Raw genomic sequence first — 18926 nt, 5'->3', positions numbered from 1 at the left:
GTACGGGGGGAGGGGTCAGGCGGCGGCCACGACGCCCTTGGGCTCCAGCAGGAACTGGGTGTAGTTGTCGTCGTGCGGGATGCCGGGGACCGCCGTCCACGGCAGCACCGTCCCGCGCGTGACCTTGCGGACGCTCGGCTCGCGCACGGCCGCGTCGAGGAGTTCCTCGTCGTCCGTGAGCAGGTTCAGGACCAGCGACTCGCGCAGCGGGGCGACCCCGTCGGCGGTCGTCCAGGGGGCGACGACCACGAACGGGAAGGGCAGTTCGGTGCCGACCGCCGGGTGGTCGACCCGGTCCACGGACAGCACCAGCGGGCGCGGCAGCAGCGAGCCGTCGGCCAGCTCGACCACGGTCCCGGCCGAGGCCGGGTCGAAGCGTGCGCTGTGGTCGGTCACCCCGGCGGCCGTGCGCAGCTCGTCCACCTGGCGGCGGATCCGCTCGGCCCGCTCGCGGTCGGCGACCAGGAGGGTCGCCCCGGCCGTGGTGGCGGGCACGCTCGGCAGCGCGGCGAGCCGGCGGGCGAGCGCGTCGGCGACCTGGTGGACCGGACGGGTGGTGAGCACCGCCGACAGGTTGGTGCAGCGGGTGCCGCCGTCGAAGGAGGCGGACAGCGCCAGGTGCCCGATGACGGCGTCGTCCGGCTCGGCGTCGAGCAGGGCCTTGGTGCGGCCGGGTCCGCGCACGGCGACGGACTCGTCGCCCTGCCAGCGCCGTACGGCACTGTCGCCGCCGTACACGATGCCGCGGTCGGCCTCCTTGAGCAGGAACTCGCCGGTCTGGTGCGAGGCGGGCAGGAACGCCAGCTTGTGCGCCGGCAGACCGGCGGCCAGCAGCGCGCGGGCCAGCCGCAGCGGCGTGAAGGGGTCGCGGCTGCCGGGCTTCACGGCGACGCTGTAGCCGTGGAAGAGGGCCTGCGCCCAGGTGACGCTGGGGGTGGGGTGGTTGCTGGCCATGACGGCGGCGAAGACCCGGCCGCGCGGCACCCAGCGGGTGGTGAAGCCGGAGCCGGAGTGGGGGCCCCGCCGTGTCCCGGCGGCCGGGCCGAAGCGGGTGCCGGGCAGTTCGGCGGCGGTCGTCTCGGACAGTTCGCGCAGCTCGTCGACGAGGTCGCGGACGGACTGGGCGACGGCGGCGGCGGTGAGCCCGGTGGCGTACGAGACGCGGGCCGCGTACTCCTCGGGCGACTCGCCCTCCAGGACGGCGTGCTCGAAGAGCTCCGCCGCCTTGTCGACGACGTCCTGGCCCACCGGGCGGCCGTCGGCGTGGGCGCGCAGCTCGCGCAGCGCCGCCAGCGCCATGAGCCGGGGGGCGGTGCCGACGTCGGCGAGGTCGCCGCCGCGGACGTCGGGCAGCCGGGTGCGGTCGGAGCTGGTGACGGTGCGGCCGCAGACCAGCGGGTCGACGGTGACCAGACGGTCGCCGGCCATCAGTAGACCCCCTCGATGACGCGGACGTCGTCGATGGCCCGGTAGGTCTGGACGTCGGCGAGGCCGTCCACGGGCGAGCCGGGGCGCGGGGCGATCCGTATCGCGCTGTCCCGCTCCAGGATGTTGGGCAGGAACATCTCCTCGGCGACCAGGTGCAGCCGGACCCGGCCGCGCTCCCCGTACGCCACCGGCCGGCCCTCGTCGTCGACGAGTTCGAGTCGGGTGGTGGCCGGGTACGGCTCGAAGACGCAGGGGTGGCTGTCGCCGGGGACGGCCGGGCGCTGCGGGGCGACGCCCATGAGGCTGTTGCCGTAGACGCCGACGACGGCGGCGTCCGGGAAGAACTCCTGGTCCAGCATGCGCAGGTTCTCGGCGCTGATGGAGGTGCCGGCCCAGATGACCGCCTCGACCTGGGAGCGCACCAGCTCGTAGAGGCGGGGGCGGGCGCAGATGGCCTCGAGGAGCGGCGGGGTGGAGCTGAGGACGGCGGCCTTCTGGGTGGTGAGGATGGTCTCGGCCTGGTCCAGCAGGTGCTGGACGTAGGCGTCGGCCTCGTCCTCGCGGCCGTCGGCGAGGAGACGTTTCACCCAGCGCGGGTCGAGGTCCACGGTGTGGAAGAGCGCGCCGGACAGGGCGGCGTAGCGGGACACGTCGTAGCCGATGACGTGCGGGCCGCTGGGGCCGAGGTGGAGCCAGTCGCCCCGGGCCGGCACTCCGCTCTCGAGGAGCCGCTCGCGGGCCCAGACGAGGAGTTCGGCGCGGGCGGCGCTGTCGACGATCCGCTTGGGGGAGCCGGTGGTGCCGCCGGAGTCGTACACCCGGAAGACCCGGTCCTTCAGGCCCCGCGGGATGAGGTCACCGACGGGCACGGTGCGCAGTTCGGCGCTGACGTCGGGGAAACGGGTGAGGTCGGCGAGTCCGCCGATGTCGGTGAGGGGGTCGAAGCCGAGGCTGTCGCGCTTGGCGAGCCAGAAGGGGGAGCCGGTGTCCGCACCGAAGTGCCAGGCCATCGACTTCCGTATGTGAAGGTCGAATTCCGTGTCGGTCATGGCGAGTACTGGTCTCCTTCAACGCGAAGAGGCGCCGACGGTGTTCATCCTTCGGTCGGCGCCTATCGCGGCTGTATTGGTGTTGTTTCGTGGGTCCGGGGTGACCCGGCGGGCCGGGTCGGGGGCGTTGCCCGGCCCGCCGGGTCAGTTCTTGGGGCCGCCCGTGGAGCGCAGGGTGAGCGCGGTGACGGCCGCGAGCAGCGGGAAGACCGCGACGACGGCGAGCACCCCGGTCATGGACATCGACTTGACGAGCGCGCCGGCGGTCGCGCTGCCGACGCCGCCGCCGACGAAGAAGGTGAGGTTGAGCAGGCCCATCGCGCCGCCGCGCAGGGCGGGTTCGACATGGGCGGACATCAGGGCGGTGGTGATGACCTGGGTGACGGCGAACGCGGCGAAGCCGAGCGAGGCGCCGATCAGGAGCGGCGTGGGGTTGGTGACCGCCGCCGACAGGGCGAGGACGGCCGCCATGGCGAGGGCGATGACGCTGAGCATCACCGACCCGGCGCTGCCGCCCGCGAATTTGCCGGCGAACCGGGACAGGACGGCGCCGACGACCGCGCCCGGCAGCAGCCAGGCGCCGACGGCCAGGACGCTCCAGCCGTGGCCGCCGACGAGGATCTGCGGCACCAGGTACATGGCGGCGAACAGGCCCGCGTAGGCGCCGACGCCGGTGAGCGAGGCGCGCAGGAACACCCGGTCGGCGACGAGCCGGCGCGGCACGAACGCGCCCTCGGTGGCGCGCACCCGCTGGATCAGACCGCCCAGGGACACCACGAGCGCGGCGGCGAGGGCGATGACGACACCGGCGGACAGGCCGAGCGCGTACGACTGGATGAGCAGCAGGAACGACATGGCGGCGACGGTCAGCAGGACGGCCCCGGGCAGGTCGAGCTTGCGGCCGCTGCCGGCCCGGGCCGCGGCGGCGCGCAGGCACAGGGGCACGGCGAGCAGCGACAGGGCGGGCAGGACGAGCGCGATCCGCCAGGTCATCCACTGGGTGAAGACGCCGCCGGCGAGGGTGGCGCTCGCGGAGAACACGGCCATGGTGGCGCCGAATCCGCCGAGCACCTTGGGCCGGTCGGCCGGTGGCGCGGCCGCCGACAGCGCCAGGGCGCCGGAGGTCATGGCGCCGGATCCGGTGGCGAGCACGAAGCGGCCGGCGACGAGGACGCCGATGTTCGGGGCGAGCAGACAGACGACGGTGCCGACGGCGAGCACGATCGAGCCGACGAGCAGCGAGGTGCGCACCCCCCGGGAGTCGGCGAGCCGGCCGAACAGGGCGGTGCCGACGCCGAGGGCGAGGGCGTGGGCGGTGAGCACCCAGGCGGCGGTGGCGGGGGTGGCGCCGAGGGCCTTGGCGACGTCGGGCAGGGCGACGCCGGCGGCGGTGACGCCGAAGACGGCGGGCCCGAAGAGGGCGCCGTAGCGGAGTCCGGCGGAGCGGGCGCTGAGGACGGCAGCCGGCTGTCCGGGGGCGGTGGACAGGGCCTGGTCGGTGGTCATGGGGCTCCTCCTACGGAGGCGAGCGGGGTGGCGTGGTCGGTGGTCGGATCGGTCGGCGTGGTGGGCGTGGTCGGGTCGGTCGGCGTGGTCGGGTCGGTCGGCGTGGCGGCGTTCGGCCTTGGCTGTGCGGCGTGGTCGGCGTCCGGTGCCCTGCGGGGAGGGGCCGGGCCGGGCCCGTTCGGGGGATGCGGGCCCGGCCCGGCCGGCGGTCCCGGACAGCCGTCGGGAGCGCCCTGGGCAGATCGGGCGGCTCCGGGCAGGCCCGGGAGGTCGGAGGTGGTTCCGGGTGTTCCGGGTGTTCCGGGTGGTCGGGTCGGGGGCGGGGCGCGGTCCGCCCGGGGCGGGCGCGCGGGACGGCGGGCGGGTAGTGCGCCCGGCTCGGGTCAGTGGGCGTCGGGAACCAGCGCGTGCCCGAGGCGGAACACGTTGTGCGGGTCGTAGTGCCGCTTCACCCGCAGCAGCCGCGCGAGGGTCTCCTCGTCGAAGCAGTCGGCGGCCAGGTCCGCGGTGTCCGCGCCCGCCAGGAAGTTGAGGTAGCGGCGGCCGGTGGACCAGCGGGCGAGCCGCCCCAGGACGACGTCGGGCGAGCCCGGCAGCGACAGCGTGGACAGGGTGAACGCCCCGTCCCGGCCGACCGCCCCCGGCACGGACGGCTGCCGCGACAGCGCCCCGCCCAGGTGCCGGAGCTCCACCATCGGGTCGGTGCAGGCCGTGCCGGGACCCGCGGCGGCGAGCAGCTCGGCCAGGGCGTCAGCGTCGAACTCCCGCAGCACCGTGTTGCGTTCGTGGTACGGCAGCGGCTCGGTCGGGTCCTGGTGGATCTCGGCGACGTCGCTGTACGGCATCTCGGCGACCGTGTCGGCGAGCAGCGTGCCCGCCTCCCGCAGCGGACGCAGGTGCCGTGCGCCCTCCTCCTCGTCGCCGGTGAACGCGATCCGGATGTGGACGGCGAGCTCGCCGGCCGGGTGGCCGGGCACCTGGTGCAGGCCGGGCAGCCGGAGCAGGGCCACGGAGGAGGTCAGGGTCTCGGGCACGGTCGCGGTCCATTCCCGCCAGGCGTCGAGCACGGCCGGGGCCTCGGCGCCGGGGAAGTAGAGCCCGCCGCCGTACAGCCGGGCGACCGGCATCACGCGGAACTCCAGGGCGGTGACGATGCCGAAGTTCCCCTTGCCGCCGCGCAGCGCCCAGAAGAGGTCGGGGTGGGAGTCGGGGGTGACGGTGAGGTGTTCCCCGTCGGCGGTGACGAGGTGGACGCGCGTGACGTGGTCGGCCGCGTAGCCGTACAGCCGGCCGAGCGGTCCGAGACCGCCGCCGAGGGTGTAGCCGACGACACCGACCAGGTGCGAGGAGCCGTTGAGGGGCGCCAGGCCGTGGTAGGCGGCAGTGGCGATGACCTGGTGCCACTGGGCGCCGGCCTCGACCCGGGCGATCCGGGCGATCGGGTCGACGGCGACCGCGTTCATCCGGTGCGTGGTGACCAGGACGGCGTGCTCGGCCGGGGCGGCGATGCCGTGGCCGGTGGCCTGGACGCCGACGGGCAGCCCGAGTTCGCCGGCGAGGCGGACGGCGGCGGCGACGTCCTCGGCGGTGACCGCGCCCACCACGATCGCCGGGCGGTGCCGGCCGATCCGGTTGAATCCGTCGAGCTCGGCCTCGTACCCGGGGTCGTCCGGAAGGAAGACCTCGCCCTTCACACCGGAGACGAGCCGGTCCACGGCACTGTCCGGGATGACGGAGTACTGAGGCTGGCGAGCCATGGACGGCCCCTCTCTTCTGCGTGCGGCGCTACGGCCCGTGAGTGCCGTGCCTGGGAACGCCCCCGAGTCTTTCCGTACGGCGCGGGGCGCTCCATCCCCTGCACAGGAGGGACTCCGCCCCGGCCTCCCCCCTCAGCTGAGGGGGAAGACCGGTCAGTGGCGGGTGGGCGCGGCGGCGGCCGGCTGTCCGAAGAGCAGGGTCTGGTCGGTGTACGGCTGCCGGTCGGCGTGCTGGTGGGCGTGGTCGGTGGCGCCGAGGATCAGGCTCTCGATCGACTGGAGCCGTTCGCCGGGCACGATGCCGAGCTCGTCGCGGAAACGGCGGTGGGTGTCGCGGAACAGCGCGAGGGCGTCCGCCGTCCGACCCGAGCGGTAGAGGGCGATCATCAACTGCGCGATGAGCGTCTCGCGGAACGGGTGCTCGGAGACGTGGTGGGTGAGTTCGCCGAGGACCCTGCGGTGGTAGCCGAGCCGGAGCTCCAGCTCGTAGCAGTCCTCCAGGGCGGAGTGGTAGTCCTCGTGGTACTTCAGGGCGACGGTGTCCAGGAGCGGACTGCCGAGCCCTTCGCCGAGAGGCCCCCGCCACAGGGCGAGGGCCTCTCGGTAGAGCGACGCCAGTTCCAGGTCGGGACGGTTCGCCGCCCCGCCTCTGGCGCGGGATATGAGCTGTCCGAAGCGGTGCAGGTCGATGGCCGCCTCCGGGGCGCGCAGCCGGTAGCCGGTCTTGTGGGTCTCGATGGTCGCGGGGACGTCGCCGGCCGCGAACTGGCGGCGCAGCGAGGACACGCAGATGCGGATCTGACTTCGGGCCGTCGCGGGTGGCGAATCGCCCCAGATCGCACGGATCAGCCGGTCGACGGCCACCACCCGGTTGCCCTCCAGTAACAGCATGGTCAACAAAATGCGCTGACGGTTTCCGCTGAGCTTCACCTCACCGTGCGGACCGTGCACGACAAGGGCGCCGAGGGCGAGAAAAGCCGGTTCTCTGGTCATGGATCTTCCCCCAAGATCGGATTGCCGGTGAATTGGTCGATGCGGCGGTTCCGGCGCTCACCAGCTGGGGAGCAACTTTATTGCCCAGCCTTCCGGAGTGGCCAGTCGGTGGCTGATTTCCCTACCCAGAGATGTCAATTCGTCGAGAACCCCCGCCCGGTCGAGCCGCCCCGCGTCGAGGGCGCGCAGACCGGACCGGTCGACGAGCTCGATCACCCGAATCTTGGCCGGATCGTCGTCGGCGGCCACGAACACGTCGACGGGATGACCGTCGATCAGCCCCCGGTAGATCGACTCGGCGTCCCCGGCGGCGCAGGCCCGCACCCAGCGGGCACCCGGCACGGCGGCCATCAGTTCGCGCATCTGCGTGCCGCGCGGTTCGGCACGGGGGACGGTCACCTCGACGAGCACCTTTCCGGTCAGCGTACGGCGGTGACGACGCAGGAACTCCAGGGAATCGGCCCGGTCGAGGGCGAGGATCACCAGGCCCGGCCGGAGCGCGGCGCGGGGCGTCACGGCCTCCACGACCCCCGGGGTTCCGGCCACCGCCTCCCGGGCCACCCGGTGCGCCCGGCCGGCGGCGTGGCCGGCGCCGCGGTCGGCGAGGAGGACGACCGCTCCGGCGAGCGCCGCCCGGCGTGCCATCGCCCTGCCCATCGCACCCGCGCCGATGATGCCCACTCGCATACGCGTTTCCCACCGTCTGCCGGAAAGTGCCGTCCGAAAAGTTTGGGAATTCTCCCGTGCGCCGCGCACTGTTTCATCCCCGCATTCGAGGGGGTTGTGGCGACCGGGCGCCGTTCTTCAAATGGTTGACGCGACGGCCGGCTCGGGTGACCGGTTCCTCCACCCCTTTTTTTCGTACCCCTCAAGTGAGGGGTTGGCGCTCCGCCGTCCAACTGTCAGGATCAAGGGGTGACCAGTGACCGTGTTTCCCGAATCGAGATCGGCCGTGCCGAACTGCTCGCGCGGGCCGCGAAGAGCGGCGACGCGCTCGGCATGTTCGCCGAGGTGTCGCACCACGTGCGCCGGCTCATCCCGTACGACGCCGCCGTCTGGCGCGTCACGGACCCGGAGACCGGGATGATGGCCGCCCCCATCCGCGCCGAGAACCTCGACGAGCACGGCTGCGCCGTCTACTGGGAGACCGAGCTCTTCACCGAGAACGTCAACCTCTTCCGCGACCTGGCCCAGGCCAGGGTGCCCGTCGCCGGACTGCGCGAGGCCACCGGAGACCTGCCGGCCCGCAGCAGCCTCTACCACTCCTTCATGAAACCCCGTGGCCTGAGGGACGAGTTACGGGCCGTGCTGCGCGTCGGCGGCCGCCCGCACGGTCACATCAGCCTCTTCCGCGCGCAGGGCCGGCCCGCGTTCGGCGCCGCCGAGACCCGGCTGATCGAGGGCCTGGTCACCCCGCTCGCCCGCCGGCTGCGCTCCTTCGCCGGCACCGCCCCCCAGCCCCTGCCCGACGGCCGGCACGGGCCGGGCCTGCTGCTCTTCGACGCCTCCGGCGCCCTGCTGTCCGCCAACGACGACGCCCGTGCCCATCTCGCCGACCTGCCCGAGGGCCCCGCCGTCACCACCGCGGGACTCCGCGTGCCCGCCTGGGTGCAGGCCACCGCGCTCAAGGCCCGCGCCATCTCCCAGGACCGCGACCGCGGCCACGCCCGCGTCCGGGTGCGCACCCGCAGCGGCCACTGGCTGGTGTGCCACGCCTCGTGCCTGCGCGAGGCGGACGGCGGCCTCGGCCCGTCGGCCGTGGTGATCGAGCCGGCGAAGACCTCCGAGATCGTGCCGCTGATCGTGGACGCCTTCGAACTGACCGACCGGGAGACCGAGGTGACCCAGTGCATCGCGCGCGGGCTGCCCACCGGGAAGATCGCCGAGCAGCTCCACCTGTCGCCGCACACCGTCCGCGACTACATCAAGGGCATCTTCGAGAAGGTCGGCGTCTCCAGCCGGGGCGAGCTGGTGGGCAGGCTGTTCACCGAGTACTACGCGCCGTTCGCGGAGCGGGGCATCGTCCGCGTCCACGACTGAGGACCGGGGCCGGGCCGGCGCCGCCGCGTCACCTCCGCTTCGGCGCGCGTCCCCCTCGTGTCCACCGCGTATCGGTTTCGCCGAAAGGGCTGTGTCCTGGGTCACGTTCCAGTTGAATGAGGCCCGGGGGGTGCCCGCATGAGTGGTTCTGCGAGTGACACGGCCGACACGGCGAGGGTTCCCGGGGTGCCCGGGGCGGATCTGCTCGCCGCCCTGCTGGACGGCATGGACGCGGCGCTCTGCGCGCTCGACGCGTCCGGGACCGTCACCCACTGGAACCGGGAGGCCGAACGGATCCTCGGCTGGAGCGCGCGCGAGGCCGTCGGACGGCGCGGCTTCGACGGCTGGGCGGCCCGCAGCGCCGACGCCGAGGAGATCCTGGAGCGGTTGCTGCGCGCGATGACCGCGCCCGGCCGCCGGGTCCACGAGTTCGCGCTGCTGCGCAAGGACGGCGGACGGGTCCTCGTCCGCACGCAGACCGCGGGCGTGCGCGGTGCCGACGGGCAACCGGCCGGGGTGTACTGCGCGTTCAGCGAGGTGCACGTCCAGATCGACCTGGAACGGTCCCTCGGACTGAGCGAGGCGCTGCTCGCGGACGCCGCCTGGGGCGTCGTCGTCGTCGACGTCGACCTGCGCCCCGCCGTCGTCAACGGCTACGCCGCCCGCGCCCTCGGCGCCTCCCGCGGCTCCCTGCTCGGCCGCCCCCTCGGCGAACTCGTCACCCAGGGCGTGGAAGAGCTCGAGGGCGCCCTCCGCCACGTCCTGGCGGCGGGCTCGCCGCCCGCTCCGGCCGACGTGTGGGTGACCCTGCGCGACGCCCGCGGCGAACGCCGCCGCTGCTGGCGGTGCGGCTTCGTCCGGCTGGCCTCCCCGCTCGCCGAGGGGCCCGAGCCGGTCCCGCTGGGCGTCGGCTGGCTCTTCCAGGACGTCACCGAGGCCCGCCTCGCGGAACAGGGCGCCGACCGGCTGCGGTTCCGCTGGAGCCAGCTCCACCGCGCGAGCGTGGCCGCCGCCGAGTGCGAGGACCCCCTCCGGGCCGCCGCCGTCCTCCTGGACTTCGCCCTGGCCGGCTTCGCCGACCACGTCCTGGTCGACCGCACCGCCCCCGGCGACCGGCTGGTCCGCGCCCTCGCCAGCCCGGGGGGCGCCCCCGGGCCGGTGGCCCCCGTCGCCGCCGGGGGCATCCCGCTGCGCTACGCCCCGACCCACCCCGCCCTCCAGGCCCTCGCCCGCCTGGGCCCCACCCGCACCAGCGCGGCCCCCCACACCGCGCGCTGGGCGGCCGACCGCCTCTGGCCCGCCGACACGGCCCACGCCCTCTGCGTCCCCCTGCGCACCCGCGCCCGCACGGTCGGCATCGCGACCTTCCTCCGCTCCGCGTCCCGGCCCGCCTTCGAGCGGGAGGACGCCGAGTACGCGGAGACGGTGGCGGGAAGGGTGGCGGCGGCGCTGGAGGGAGCGGCCGAGTGACGCGGCGGGCGCCGCCGGCGGATGGCGCCGGCGACGAGCTCCCTGGACCTGACAGAGAAACGACACGAGAAAGCGGGGGCCGCGGCGATTTCTCGCCGCGGCCCCCGCGCCCGTTTCCGGCCTCGGTGGCTCGAAAGCCGGTGGTCGGAACCCGTTCGCCCGGTCCTCAGTGGCGGAAGAAGATCCGGTCCCCGTACTCCGTCATCACCCGGCCGTTCCACTCGTGTCCGCCGTCCACGTTCCCCGACCGCAGCAGCGGCGGCTCGATGCCGAGGCGGACCATCTCCTCGGCCGCGGCGGCCATCGTGGCCTGCATCAGAGCGCTGGTGACGACGGTCGAGGCGGGGGCGAAGGGGGCCTCGATGCCCTCGTGGGTGAGCTCGGCGTCGCCGACGGCGATCTTGGAGTCGAGGACGATGTCGCAGTGGTCCTTCAGATACGTGCCCGAGACGTGCCGCGACCTGGTCTCCGTCGCGTACGCCACCGAGGTCACCCCGATCACGGTGAGGCCGAGGGCGCGCGCGTTCATCGCCATCTCGACCGGCAGGGCGTTGCGCCCGGACAGCGAGATGACGATCAGGACGTCGCCGGAGCGGGCGGGGGAGGAGTCCAGGACCGCGCCGGCCAGGCCGTCGACGCGTTCGAGGGCGGAGCCCAGGGTGGCGGGCATGACGTCGACCCCGACGACGCCGGGGACGGCCAGCAGGTTCATCAGGGCGAGGCCGCCCGCCCGGTAGACGACGTCCTGCGCGGCGAGCGACGAGTGGCCCGCGCCGAACGCGAAGAGCCGGCCGCCCGCCGCGACGGCCTCGGCGATGGCGGTGCCGGCGGCCGCGATGTCCGCCGCGTCCTCGTCCCGCACCTTCTGGAGCAGCCCGATGGCGGCGTCGAAGAACTGTCCGGCCAGCTTGCTCTCGCCCATGGCGGCGGCTCCTTCTCGTCGTGGTCGCCGATCACGGTGCGGTCTGGACCATTGCTCTGTCAATACCGTCCCGCCCCGCTTCACCCCGGCACGCCCCGGTTGTCGGTGCGATGCGTCAGAATTGGTGCAGGGCCAGCGCACGACTCATCGAGGGGCACGTATGTCCGGACTGATCGACACCACGGAGATGTATCTCCGCACCATCCTTGAGCTTGAGGAGGAAGGTGTTGTCCCCATGCGCGCCCGTATCGCCGAGCGGCTGGACCAGAGCGGTCCGACCGTCAGCCAGACGGTCGCCCGCATGGAGCGCGACGGCCTCGTGGCGGTCGCGAGCGACCGCCACCTGGAGCTCACGGACGAGGGCCGCCGCCTGGCCACCCGCGTGATGCGCAAGCACCGGCTCGCCGAGTGCCTGCTCGTCGACGTGATCGGCCTGGAGTGGGAGCAGGTCCACGCGGAGGCGTGCCGCTGGGAGCACGTGATGAGCGAGGCCGTGGAGCGCCGGGTCCTGGAGCTGCTGCGCCACCCGACGGAGTCGCCGTACGGCAACCCGATCCCGGGCCTGGAGGAGCTGGGCGAGAAGGCGGAGGCCGAGTCGTTCCTGGACGACTCGATGGTCTCGCTGGCCGACCTCGACGCGGGCGGCGAGGGCAAGACCGTGATCGTGCGCCGCATCGGCGAGCCGATCCAGACGGACGCCCAGCTGATGTACACGCTGCGGCGCGCGGGCGTGCAGCCCGGCTCCGTCGTCTCGGTGACGGAGTCCCCGGGCGGCGTCCTGGTGGGCAGCAGCGGCGAGGCGGCTGAGCTGGACGCCGAGGTCGCGGCGCACGTCTTCGTCGCCAAGCGCTAGTCGCCCCGCGTCGGAGTCCGGCTCGGCGGCCCGTTTTACGGCGGAATCGCCACGCCCACGCCCCTTCCCGTGCCACGCTGGTGGGATGAGGGTCGTCCTTCGTACGACAACGGTGAACCCCGGCGCCCTGAGGCGCCGGGGTCCGTCCTCCCCTGTGCTGACCCGGAGCCCCGAGCTCCCAGGGTCATTCCCCTCGGACCGATTTCCCCGAGCGGTCCGCCTCCCGCTGAAGATCTCCCCTCGGCCGCGGCCGTCAATCCTTGAGGGCTGTCACTCGAACGTGGGGTGTTGAGCGGCAGAAGCCCATTTTCGAATACAAGTTCGATAGTCTGGCGCAGCTCCACGGGTCATTCCCGGGGCCATGGGAAAGAGGGGGTGCCGAGCATCATGGTGCGACGACTCGACGTCTCGGGGGCCGACGGCGTACGCCTGGCGGCCTGGGACTTCACCGAACAGACCGCGCCGCAGACCGGTTCCGGCGTCCTGCTCCTCCACGGCCTGATGGGCCGTGCCTCCCACTGGGAGCCCACGGCCCGCTGGCTCGCCGCCCGCCACCGTACGATCGCCCTCGACCAGCGCGGCCACGGCCACAGCGAGAAGCCCGCGGCCGGCCCCTTCACCCGCGAGGCGTACGTCGCCGACGCGACCGCCGTCGTCGAACGGCTCGGCCTCGGCCCCGTCACCCTGGTCGGGCACTCGATGGGCGCGCTCACCGCCTGGCAGCTCGCCGCCGAGCGCCCCGACCTGGTCCGGGCCCTCGTCATCTGCGACATGCGCGCCTCCGCGCTCGGTGCCGCGTCCCAGCGTGAGTGGCAGGACTGGTTCCGCCGCTGGCCCGTCCCCTTCCCCTCGCTCGACGCCGTCCGCCGGTGGTTCGGCGAGGAGGACCCCTGGGTGGAGCATCCCCGCCCCGCCCGCGGCGCCTTCTTCGCCGAGGTGATGACCGAACGCCCCGACGGCTGGCGGCCCGTCTTCGACCCCGCCCAGATGCTGGCCTCGCGCGCGACCTGGGTCCACGACGCCCATTGGGACTCCCTCGCCCAGGTCCGCTGCCCCGCCCTGGTCGTCCGCGGTCTCGACGGCGAACTCGGCCGCGCCGAGGCCCAGGAGATGGTCCGCGTCCTCCCGCGCGGTGCCTACGCGGAGATCCCCGACGCGGGTCATCTCCTCCATTACGAGCACGCCGACGCCTGGCGCGAGGCGGTCGAGCCCTTCCTGAACGGCGTCCTCACCTCCTGACGCCCACGCCCCGCCCCCTGACGCCCGCGCCGCGCCCCCTGACGCCCGCGCCCCGCCCCCTGTGGTTCGCACCCCGGCGCTGCTCGCCCCTCCCGACCCGCGTCTCACCCGCGCACCGCCCCCGGCCCCCGCCAGGCCGAAAAGCGAACGCGCGAACCGGCCATTCCTCTCACGTTCCGTTGACGGTCCGTCACGCTGCGCCTAGACATTGCGTGTCCATGCCAGCAACGGATCGAGGTATCGCGTGTTCGGCATACGCAAGAGACGCTCGTCCACCACCACTGCCGTCGGCTTCGCCACCGCCGCCCTGCTCCTGCTCCCCGTCGCCGCCCAGGCCGCCGAGACCCCCGGGGCACCGGCCACCCGGACCGCCGCGAAGGCGGACACCGCCGTCGAGCACGTCGTTCCGACCGGTGCCGCCGCGCGGGCGGCGGAGTACTGGACCCCCGAGCGGATGGCAGCGGCCCTGCCCGCCACGCCCGCCGAGGCCCGGACGGCCGAACGGCCCGGCGCCCCCGCCCCCTCGGCACCGCAGAAGCCGACCGGCCCGGCGGCGACCGGTTCCGACCCGGTCGCCGGCACCGCGGCCGCCGCCGGCGGCATCAAGGTCTCCGTCACCGCGACCCGAGTGGTGGGCAAGGTCTTCTACCGGGCCTCGGACGGCAAGGACTACGTCTGCTCCGGCTCGGCCGTCAACAGCACCAACAAGAACATGGTGTTCACCGCAGGGCACTGCGTCCACGGCGGCCCCGGCCAGTCCTGGGCCTCCAACTGGCAGTTCGTGCCGTACTACGACCACGGATCGCGTCCCTACGGCACCTGGTGGGCCGAGCGGCTCGTCGCGTTCAACGGCTGGATCAACGACGGCAACTTCGGGTACGACGTCGGCATCGTCATCACCTCCCCGAACTCCCGCGGCGAACTCGTCAACGCCGTCGGCGGCCTCGGTATCCAGTGGAACCACCCCAAGGACCGCTCCATGACGGCCATGGGCTACCCGCAGGCCCCGCCCTTCGACGGCCAGTGGCAGTACTTCTGCGCCGCGACGACCTCCCAGCGCAGCTGGTGGACCACCGATCAGATCAAGATGCCCTGCAACATGACCGGCGGATCGAGCGGCGGGCCCTGGATCCACGGCAAGGACGACAACGTCTACTACAGCGGCTGGGTCAACGGCGTGAACAGCAACGTCGACAACAGGGACAATCCGACGGAGATGCGGTCGCCGTACTTCGCCACCTGGGTGGGCGACGCGTTCAACACGTACTCGACCTACTGAGGGCAGCGGGCCCGGGCCCCTCGCGCGGGCCCGGGCCCGGCCCCTCGTCCCCGTCCCCGGAAGGCGGAACTCCATGGCGCGCTCAACGGCGCACGGCAGCGCACTTCTCCTCGTCACCGCCGTGCTCCTGGGCGCGCTGACCGGCTGCGGGGCGGGCGGCGACGGCGGCTCGTCATCCGAGGAGGAGGGGCCGTCACCCTGCCCCTCCTCCTCTCCGTCGTCGGGGCCCGCTCCGGCACCGGCCCCGACAGCGCCCCCGTCGCCGGCGCCCACCGGTTCCCCCGGTGACAGCCGGACCCACTCCGTGGGCCCGGGGAGCGACTGCCTCATCGAGAGCGGGATCCCCGACATGCCGGTGGATCCCTGAGGGGGCCCCGGAGCAAGGCCCGGGAAACACCCCAGATTTCTGGGATGGGCCCGCGGCGCGCACGCTGCCAACCTGAAGGCGCCATGAGCCGAACTCCCAGTAAGGACAACCGGCATGTCGATTCGTTCCCGGCTGGCCACCGTGACCGCCGCCCTGGCGCTCGGGGCCGGTCTCTTCGCCGCCCCGACCGCCCACGCCCAGAGCATCTGTGACGGGCCGGAGCCGCCCTCGTGGTGCGACGGCGGCGGCGTCGAGGACCCGCCGGCCGACTACTCCCCGCAGGGCAAGCTGAACTCGGCGTCCCGGGCTCCCGGCGGCGTCAACGTCTCCGGCTGGGCCTCCGACCCGGACGGCACCGGCCCGGTCCGCGTGAAGATCACCGTGGGCGGGACGTGGGTCGCCACCCTGGACGCCAACCAGTCCGGCGGCGCCTTCTCCGGGTTCGTCGGCGTCCCCACGGCCACGGGCCAGGTCTGCGCCACCGCCCTCAACACCGGCTACGGCACGAACAAGTCCCTGGGCTGCTCGGTCTCGGTGGACCACGACCCCGTCGGGAACCTCGACGGCTACCGGATCGACGGCAACTCGGTCACCATGTGGGGCTGGGCCCTGGACCCGGACACCGCCCAGTCCACGCAGGTGTACGTCCAGTACAGCGACGGCAACACCTACGGCCCGTACCCGGCCAACCTGACCCGTACGGACGTCGGCGCCGCGCACCCGGGCTACGGTGACGCCCACGGCTTCCAGTTCACCTTCACCCCGACGCAGATCCACCGCTGCTACACCGCGTGGACCGTCAACGCGGTGGACCTCCACGCGGGAGCCGACAAGTCCGTCGGCGGCTACTTCTGCTCCTGACGCCGGGCCGGGGACGGCGGGGCGTCGAGGCGGGGACCCCCTGGCACCGGGGCCGGCACCGGGGGAGCGGGCGGCGGAGTCCGGACGGAGCGGGGGCGGCGTGCCGTCAGAACGCGAGGGTCGCGCTCTCCGCCGTACGCGCCTGCAGCTCGCACGGGTTGCCGTAGGTGGCCGTCCAGCTCACCCGACGGCCCTCCCAGACGCCGTCCCCGGTGACCGTGACCGGGTTCCACTCGCGGGTGCAGGGCCGGTCGCCCGGCACCGCCGTCAGGCGGCCCAGGTCGCCGTCCGCGTCCGCGAGTTCGGCACAGGCCGCGACCGGGTCCGGGTGGGTGCCGCCGGGGGTCGGGGCGCAGGTCAGGGTGACGGCGCGCACGACCGTGGACGTCTCGGCGCTCTCGCCCTCGCCGACGGTGAGGACGAGCGCCGACGGGGCGTAGAGGCTCGTGGGCGCGGCCTCGGCGGTGCCGCCGGCTATGGCGGTGCCGAGGAGGGTGAGGCCGGTGGCGGTGGCGAGCGCGGTGGCGCCCATGGCACGGAAGTAACGCACGAGAGATCCCTTTCGCTTGTGGCTACGGGTGTGGATGCGGAATGGAGTCTTGTCGACGCACTGGGTGATCGCACATCCGTCGCAAATTTCCGGCCGTGTGTGGGCACCGGTCAGGACCGACCGGTCGTTCGGGCAGTTGAGAGGGGGTGTTCCGGCTGTTGGGACGCCCTGCCGACCGGGCGCCGCACCGGCCGTTCAACTCGGAACGACCCGTTGGCCTGCAACGACGCGAGAAATGTTCGGAATTGGAGGAGTTCGGGACGCCGTCGATCGGCCGGAAGGTTGCCGCCGACCGGTGCGCGAAGGGGGCGGCATGCGCGACGGATGGCGGCTGATCCCTCCCCCGGCGGCCCGTGAGGATGCTCCTCATGGACCCCGAACTCGAAGCGTTCCTCCCGTTCTTCCCCGACGCCGGACTCGACGACCCGGCCGCCGCCCGCGAGAAGTTCGCCGGACTGGCCACCGCGGTGCCGCCGCCGGACGACGCCGACCTGACGGTCGAGGACCGCGCCGTCCCCGGCGCCCCCGGCGACCCCGACGTACCGATACGGATCTACCGCCCCCGGCAGGCCGCCACGCGCGGCGCGGTCGTCTGGCTGCACGGCGGCGGTTACGTCATGGGCGACGTCCGCACCGAACACCCCTGGGCCACCCGCCTGGCGGTCGCCTCCGGCACGCTGCTGGTCTCGGTGGGCTACCGCCTCGCCCCCGAGCACCCCTTCCCGGCCGCCCTCGACGACGCCTGCGCCGTCCTGCGCTGGACGGCCCGCCACGCCGCCGAGCTGGGCGTCGACCCCGACCGGATCGCGGTCGGCGGCCACAGCGCCGGCGGCGGCCTCGCGGCCGCGACCACGCTGCGCACCCGGGACGAGAACGGTCCGGCGATCCGCTTCCAGCTGCTCAACCAGCCGCAGCTCGACGACCGCCAGGAGTCCTGGTCGCAGCGGAACTTCACCGACACGCCGTGGGTCAACCGCGGCACGGTCGCCGCGTCCTGGCGGCACTACCTCGGCTCCGCGCCCGCGACCCCGTACGCGGCCCCCGCCCGTGCCACGGACCTCTCCGGCCTGCCCCCGGCCTATGTCGCCACCGCCGAGTTCTGCCCCAACCGCGACGAGGACCTCGACTACGCGCTGCGCCTGCTGCGCGCGGGCGTCTCCGTCGAGGTGCACCAGTGGCCCGGCACCTTCCACGGCTCGCAGGCGATCCTGTCCGCCGACATCTCCCAGCGCCAGAACGCCGAACTCGGCGCCGTCCTGCGCCGCGCCCTCTCCGGCTGAGTCCGGCCAGCCTCCACCCACCGCCGCCCTCCGGAAGGAGACAAGGACCGACGTGATGAAGAACCGACTGATGTGGACGGCCGCGAGCCTGGCCGCCCTCGCCCTCACCGCCACGGGCACCGCCACGGCGACCCCGGCCCCGGCCCCCGCGACCCCGCCGGCCGCGACCGCACCCGCCCTCCGGACCGCCCTCGACGAGGTCCACCGCGCCGGCGTCCCCGGCGTCTTCGCCGAGGTCCGCCGCGACGGCCGCACCTGGCGCGGGGCGTCCGGCGTCGCCGACCTCGCCACCGGCCGGCCCGTCACGCCCGGCATGCGCCAGCGCATCGGCAGCGTCACCAAGACCTTCGTCGCCGCCGCGGTCATGCGCCAGGTCGAGCGCGGCCGCATCGACCTCGACGCACCGGTCGCCCGCTATCTGCCGGACCTGGTGCCCGGCGAACGCGGCCGGCGGATCACCGTACGGATGCTGCTCAACCACACCAGCGGCATCCCCGACTACATCCCCTACGCCTTCCCGTCCCTCCAGCGGCTCTCGCCCGAGAGCATCGACGCCCAGCGGTTCCGGCACTTCGAGCCCAGGGAACTGATCGAGCTCGGCCTCGCCGCGCCGCCCGCCGCCGAACCCGGCACCACCCCGGGCGTCTACTCCAACACCAACTCCGAGCTCCTCGGGCAGCTCCTGGAGCGCGTGACCGGCACCCCGGCCGTCGACCTGGTCACCCGGGACGTCATCCACCGCGCCGGCCTGCGGCACACCGCCTTCCCGACCGGGCCGCGCGTCAAGGGCCCGCACTCCCGCATGTACGAGTCGCTGCACGGCCTGATCGACCCGGCCCGCGACTACAGCGTCTACGACATGTCCTGGGTGATGATGGGCGCCGGCATGGTGTCGACCACGGCCGACCTCGACCGCTTCTACGCCGAGCTGCTCGCCGGCCGGATCGTCAGCCCCGCCTCGCTGGCCGAGATGCAGCGCACGGTCCCGGTCGTCGCGCTCGACGGCTCGATGATCGAGTACGGCCTCGGGCTGCACAGGGTCACCACCGACTGCGGCACCTTCTGGGGCCACGACGGCACGGTCTGGGGCGCCGGGACGATCTCCCTGACCCGGGCCGACGGCCGGCGCCAGATGTCCGTGGCCGTCAACCTCATGCGCTGGAACGCGCTCGACCCCGCCACCGGCGAGCCGCGCCACCACCCCATCGACGACGCCCTGAAGGCGCTGTACGACAAGGCCCTGTGCGGCAACGAGCCGTAACGGCACAGCGGGCCGGGCCCCCTCCCAGGGGACCCGGCCCGCCCGTCGGCCCGCGCACCGGCACTCGTACC

The 18926-nt window shown here is 73.8% G+C and carries 16 protein-coding genes; 8 read left to right on the top strand and 8 right to left on the bottom strand.

What is annotated here, in order from left to right; genetic code table 11:
• Positions 1–15: 15 nt before the first annotated feature.
• The 6 genes from ABD954_RS14580 to ABD954_RS14555 all read right to left on the bottom strand — a co-directional run bounded on the left by ABD954_RS14580 (position 16) and on the right by ABD954_RS14555 (position 7420).
• On the bottom strand, positions 16–1428 hold the full coding sequence (locus tag ABD954_RS14580) for an aldehyde dehydrogenase family protein (protein WP_345486459.1): 1413 nt from the start codon (positions 1426–1428) through the stop codon (positions 16–18).
• Entirely contained in the window at positions 1428–2477 is a 1050-nt protein-coding gene (locus ABD954_RS14575) for a phenazine biosynthesis protein (RefSeq protein WP_345486458.1), read from the bottom strand. Before ABD954_RS14575 ends, ABD954_RS14580 begins: the two co-directional genes overlap by 1 nt.
• Positions 2478–2621: 144 nt before the next feature.
• Complete coding sequence (locus ABD954_RS14570; protein WP_345486457.1) at positions 2622–3983, bottom strand: MFS transporter; 1362 nt, start codon at positions 3981–3983, stop codon at positions 2622–2624.
• 383 nt (positions 3984–4366) lie between these two features.
• A complete protein-coding gene (locus ABD954_RS14565) occupies positions 4367–5740 on the bottom strand; it encodes an FAD-binding oxidoreductase (RefSeq protein WP_345486456.1) in 1374 nt (457 codons plus the stop codon).
• Positions 5741–5893: 153 nt separating this feature from the next.
• Positions 5894–6631, bottom strand: coding sequence for an AfsR/SARP family transcriptional regulator (locus ABD954_RS14560; RefSeq protein ID WP_425584039.1), 738 nt, complete (start codon positions 6629–6631; stop codon positions 5894–5896).
• Positions 6632–6790: 159 nt separating this feature from the next.
• On the bottom strand, positions 6791–7420 hold the full coding sequence (locus ABD954_RS14555) for an NAD(P)-binding domain-containing protein (RefSeq protein ID WP_345486454.1): 630 nt from the start codon (positions 7418–7420) through the stop codon (positions 6791–6793).
• Between the two features lie 228 nt (positions 7421–7648).
• Here ABD954_RS14555 and ABD954_RS14550 point away from each other — a divergent pair, with 228 nt between their 5' ends.
• Together ABD954_RS14550 and ABD954_RS14545 are read left to right on the top strand one after the other, a co-directional pair.
• Positions 7649–8773 carry a helix-turn-helix transcriptional regulator gene (locus ABD954_RS14550; RefSeq protein WP_345486453.1) on the top strand — a complete coding sequence of 375 codons (1125 nt, stop codon included), beginning with the start codon at positions 7649–7651 and terminating at the stop codon, positions 8771–8773.
• Between the two features lie 138 nt (positions 8774–8911).
• The gene (locus ABD954_RS14545; RefSeq protein WP_345486452.1) at positions 8912–10243 is read left to right on the top strand and encodes a PAS domain-containing protein; all 1332 of its coding nucleotides are present in this window, start codon (positions 8912–8914) and stop codon (positions 10241–10243) included.
• Between the two features lie 166 nt (positions 10244–10409).
• Here ABD954_RS14545 and ABD954_RS14540 read toward each other — a convergent pair whose 3' ends face one another.
• On the bottom strand, positions 10410–11165 hold the full coding sequence (locus tag ABD954_RS14540; RefSeq protein WP_345486451.1) for an SIS domain-containing protein: 756 nt from the start codon (positions 11163–11165) through the stop codon (positions 10410–10412).
• Positions 11166–11325: 160 nt separating this feature from the next.
• Between ABD954_RS14540 and ABD954_RS14535 the strand changes: the two genes are divergently transcribed.
• The 4 genes from ABD954_RS14535 to ABD954_RS14520 all read left to right on the top strand — a co-directional run bounded on the left by ABD954_RS14535 (position 11326) and on the right by ABD954_RS14520 (position 15764).
• Positions 11326–12018: an iron-dependent transcriptional repressor DtxR gene (locus ABD954_RS14535; RefSeq protein WP_345486450.1), complete on the top strand. Its 693-nt coding sequence runs from the start codon at positions 11326–11328 to the stop codon at positions 12016–12018.
• Between the two features lie 387 nt (positions 12019–12405).
• Positions 12406–13257, top strand: coding sequence for an alpha/beta fold hydrolase (locus ABD954_RS14530; protein WP_345486449.1), 852 nt, complete (start codon positions 12406–12408; stop codon positions 13255–13257).
• Positions 13258–13501: 244 nt separating this feature from the next.
• Positions 13502–14536, top strand: coding sequence for a trypsin-like serine peptidase (locus tag ABD954_RS14525; protein WP_345486448.1), 1035 nt, complete (start codon positions 13502–13504; stop codon positions 14534–14536).
• 481 nt (positions 14537–15017) lie between these two features.
• Entirely contained in the window at positions 15018–15764 is a 747-nt protein-coding gene (locus ABD954_RS14520; protein ID WP_345486447.1) for a hypothetical protein, read from the top strand.
• Positions 15765–15870: 106 nt separating this feature from the next.
• Here the strand turns inward: ABD954_RS14520 and ABD954_RS14515 are convergent, their stop codons facing one another.
• Positions 15871–16314, bottom strand: coding sequence for a subtilase-type protease inhibitor (locus ABD954_RS14515; RefSeq protein ID WP_345486446.1), 444 nt, complete (start codon positions 16312–16314; stop codon positions 15871–15873).
• A 368-nt stretch (positions 16315–16682) separates the two neighbouring features.
• On the opposite strand from ABD954_RS14515, the gene ABD954_RS14510 reads away from it, so the two are divergent.
• Complete coding sequence (locus ABD954_RS14510; protein WP_345486445.1) at positions 16683–17594, top strand: alpha/beta hydrolase; 912 nt, start codon at positions 16683–16685, stop codon at positions 17592–17594.
• A 55-nt stretch (positions 17595–17649) separates the two neighbouring features.
• Positions 17650–18855 (top strand): serine hydrolase domain-containing protein, encoded by a 1206-nt coding sequence (locus ABD954_RS14505; RefSeq protein ID WP_345486444.1) that lies wholly within the window; start codon positions 17650–17652, stop codon positions 18853–18855.
• Positions 18856–18926 lie beyond the last annotated feature (71 nt).

It is taken from the genome of Streptomyces roseoviridis (assembly GCF_039535235.1).
In the GTDB taxonomy this organism is placed as follows: domain Bacteria; phylum Actinomycetota; class Actinomycetes; order Streptomycetales; family Streptomycetaceae; genus Streptomyces; species Streptomyces roseoviridis.
The sequence above is the reverse complement of the archived record's forward strand: the minus strand, read 5'-3'. Positions and strand labels throughout refer to the sequence as shown.

Bases quoted from the DNA above. Each gene is read 5' to 3' on its own strand.
- ABD954_RS14575 (WP_345486458.1), bottom strand. From the start codon at position 2,477: ATGACCGACACGGAATTCGACCTTCACATACGGAAGTCGATGGCCTGG.
- ABD954_RS14520 (WP_345486447.1), top strand. From the start codon at position 15,018: ATGTCGATTCGTTCCCGGCTGGCCACCGTGACCGCCGCCCTGGCGCTC.
- ABD954_RS14570 (WP_345486457.1), bottom strand. From the start codon at position 3,983: ATGACCACCGACCAGGCCCTGTCCACCGCCCCCGGACAGCCGGCTGCC.
- ABD954_RS14580 (WP_345486459.1), bottom strand. From the start codon at position 1,428: ATGGCCGGCGACCGTCTGGTCACCGTCGACCCGCTGGTCTGCGGCCGC.
- ABD954_RS14510 (WP_345486445.1), top strand. From the start codon at position 16,683: ATGGACCCCGAACTCGAAGCGTTCCTCCCGTTCTTCCCCGACGCCGGA.
- ABD954_RS14535 (WP_345486450.1), top strand. From the start codon at position 11,326: ATGTCCGGACTGATCGACACCACGGAGATGTATCTCCGCACCATCCTT.
- ABD954_RS14560 (WP_425584039.1), bottom strand. From the start codon at position 6,631: ATGCTGTTACTGGAGGGCAACCGGGTGGTGGCCGTCGACCGGCTGATC.
- ABD954_RS14565 (WP_345486456.1), bottom strand. From the start codon at position 5,740: ATGGCTCGCCAGCCTCAGTACTCCGTCATCCCGGACAGTGCCGTGGAC.
- ABD954_RS14540 (WP_345486451.1), bottom strand. From the start codon at position 11,165: ATGGGCGAGAGCAAGCTGGCCGGACAGTTCTTCGACGCCGCCATCGGG.
- ABD954_RS14530 (WP_345486449.1), top strand. From the start codon at position 12,406: ATGGTGCGACGACTCGACGTCTCGGGGGCCGACGGCGTACGCCTGGCG.
- ABD954_RS14505 (WP_345486444.1), top strand. From the start codon at position 17,650: ATGAAGAACCGACTGATGTGGACGGCCGCGAGCCTGGCCGCCCTCGCC.
- ABD954_RS14555 (WP_345486454.1), bottom strand. From the start codon at position 7,420: ATGCGAGTGGGCATCATCGGCGCGGGTGCGATGGGCAGGGCGATGGCA.
- ABD954_RS14545 (WP_345486452.1), top strand. From the start codon at position 8,912: ATGAGTGGTTCTGCGAGTGACACGGCCGACACGGCGAGGGTTCCCGGG.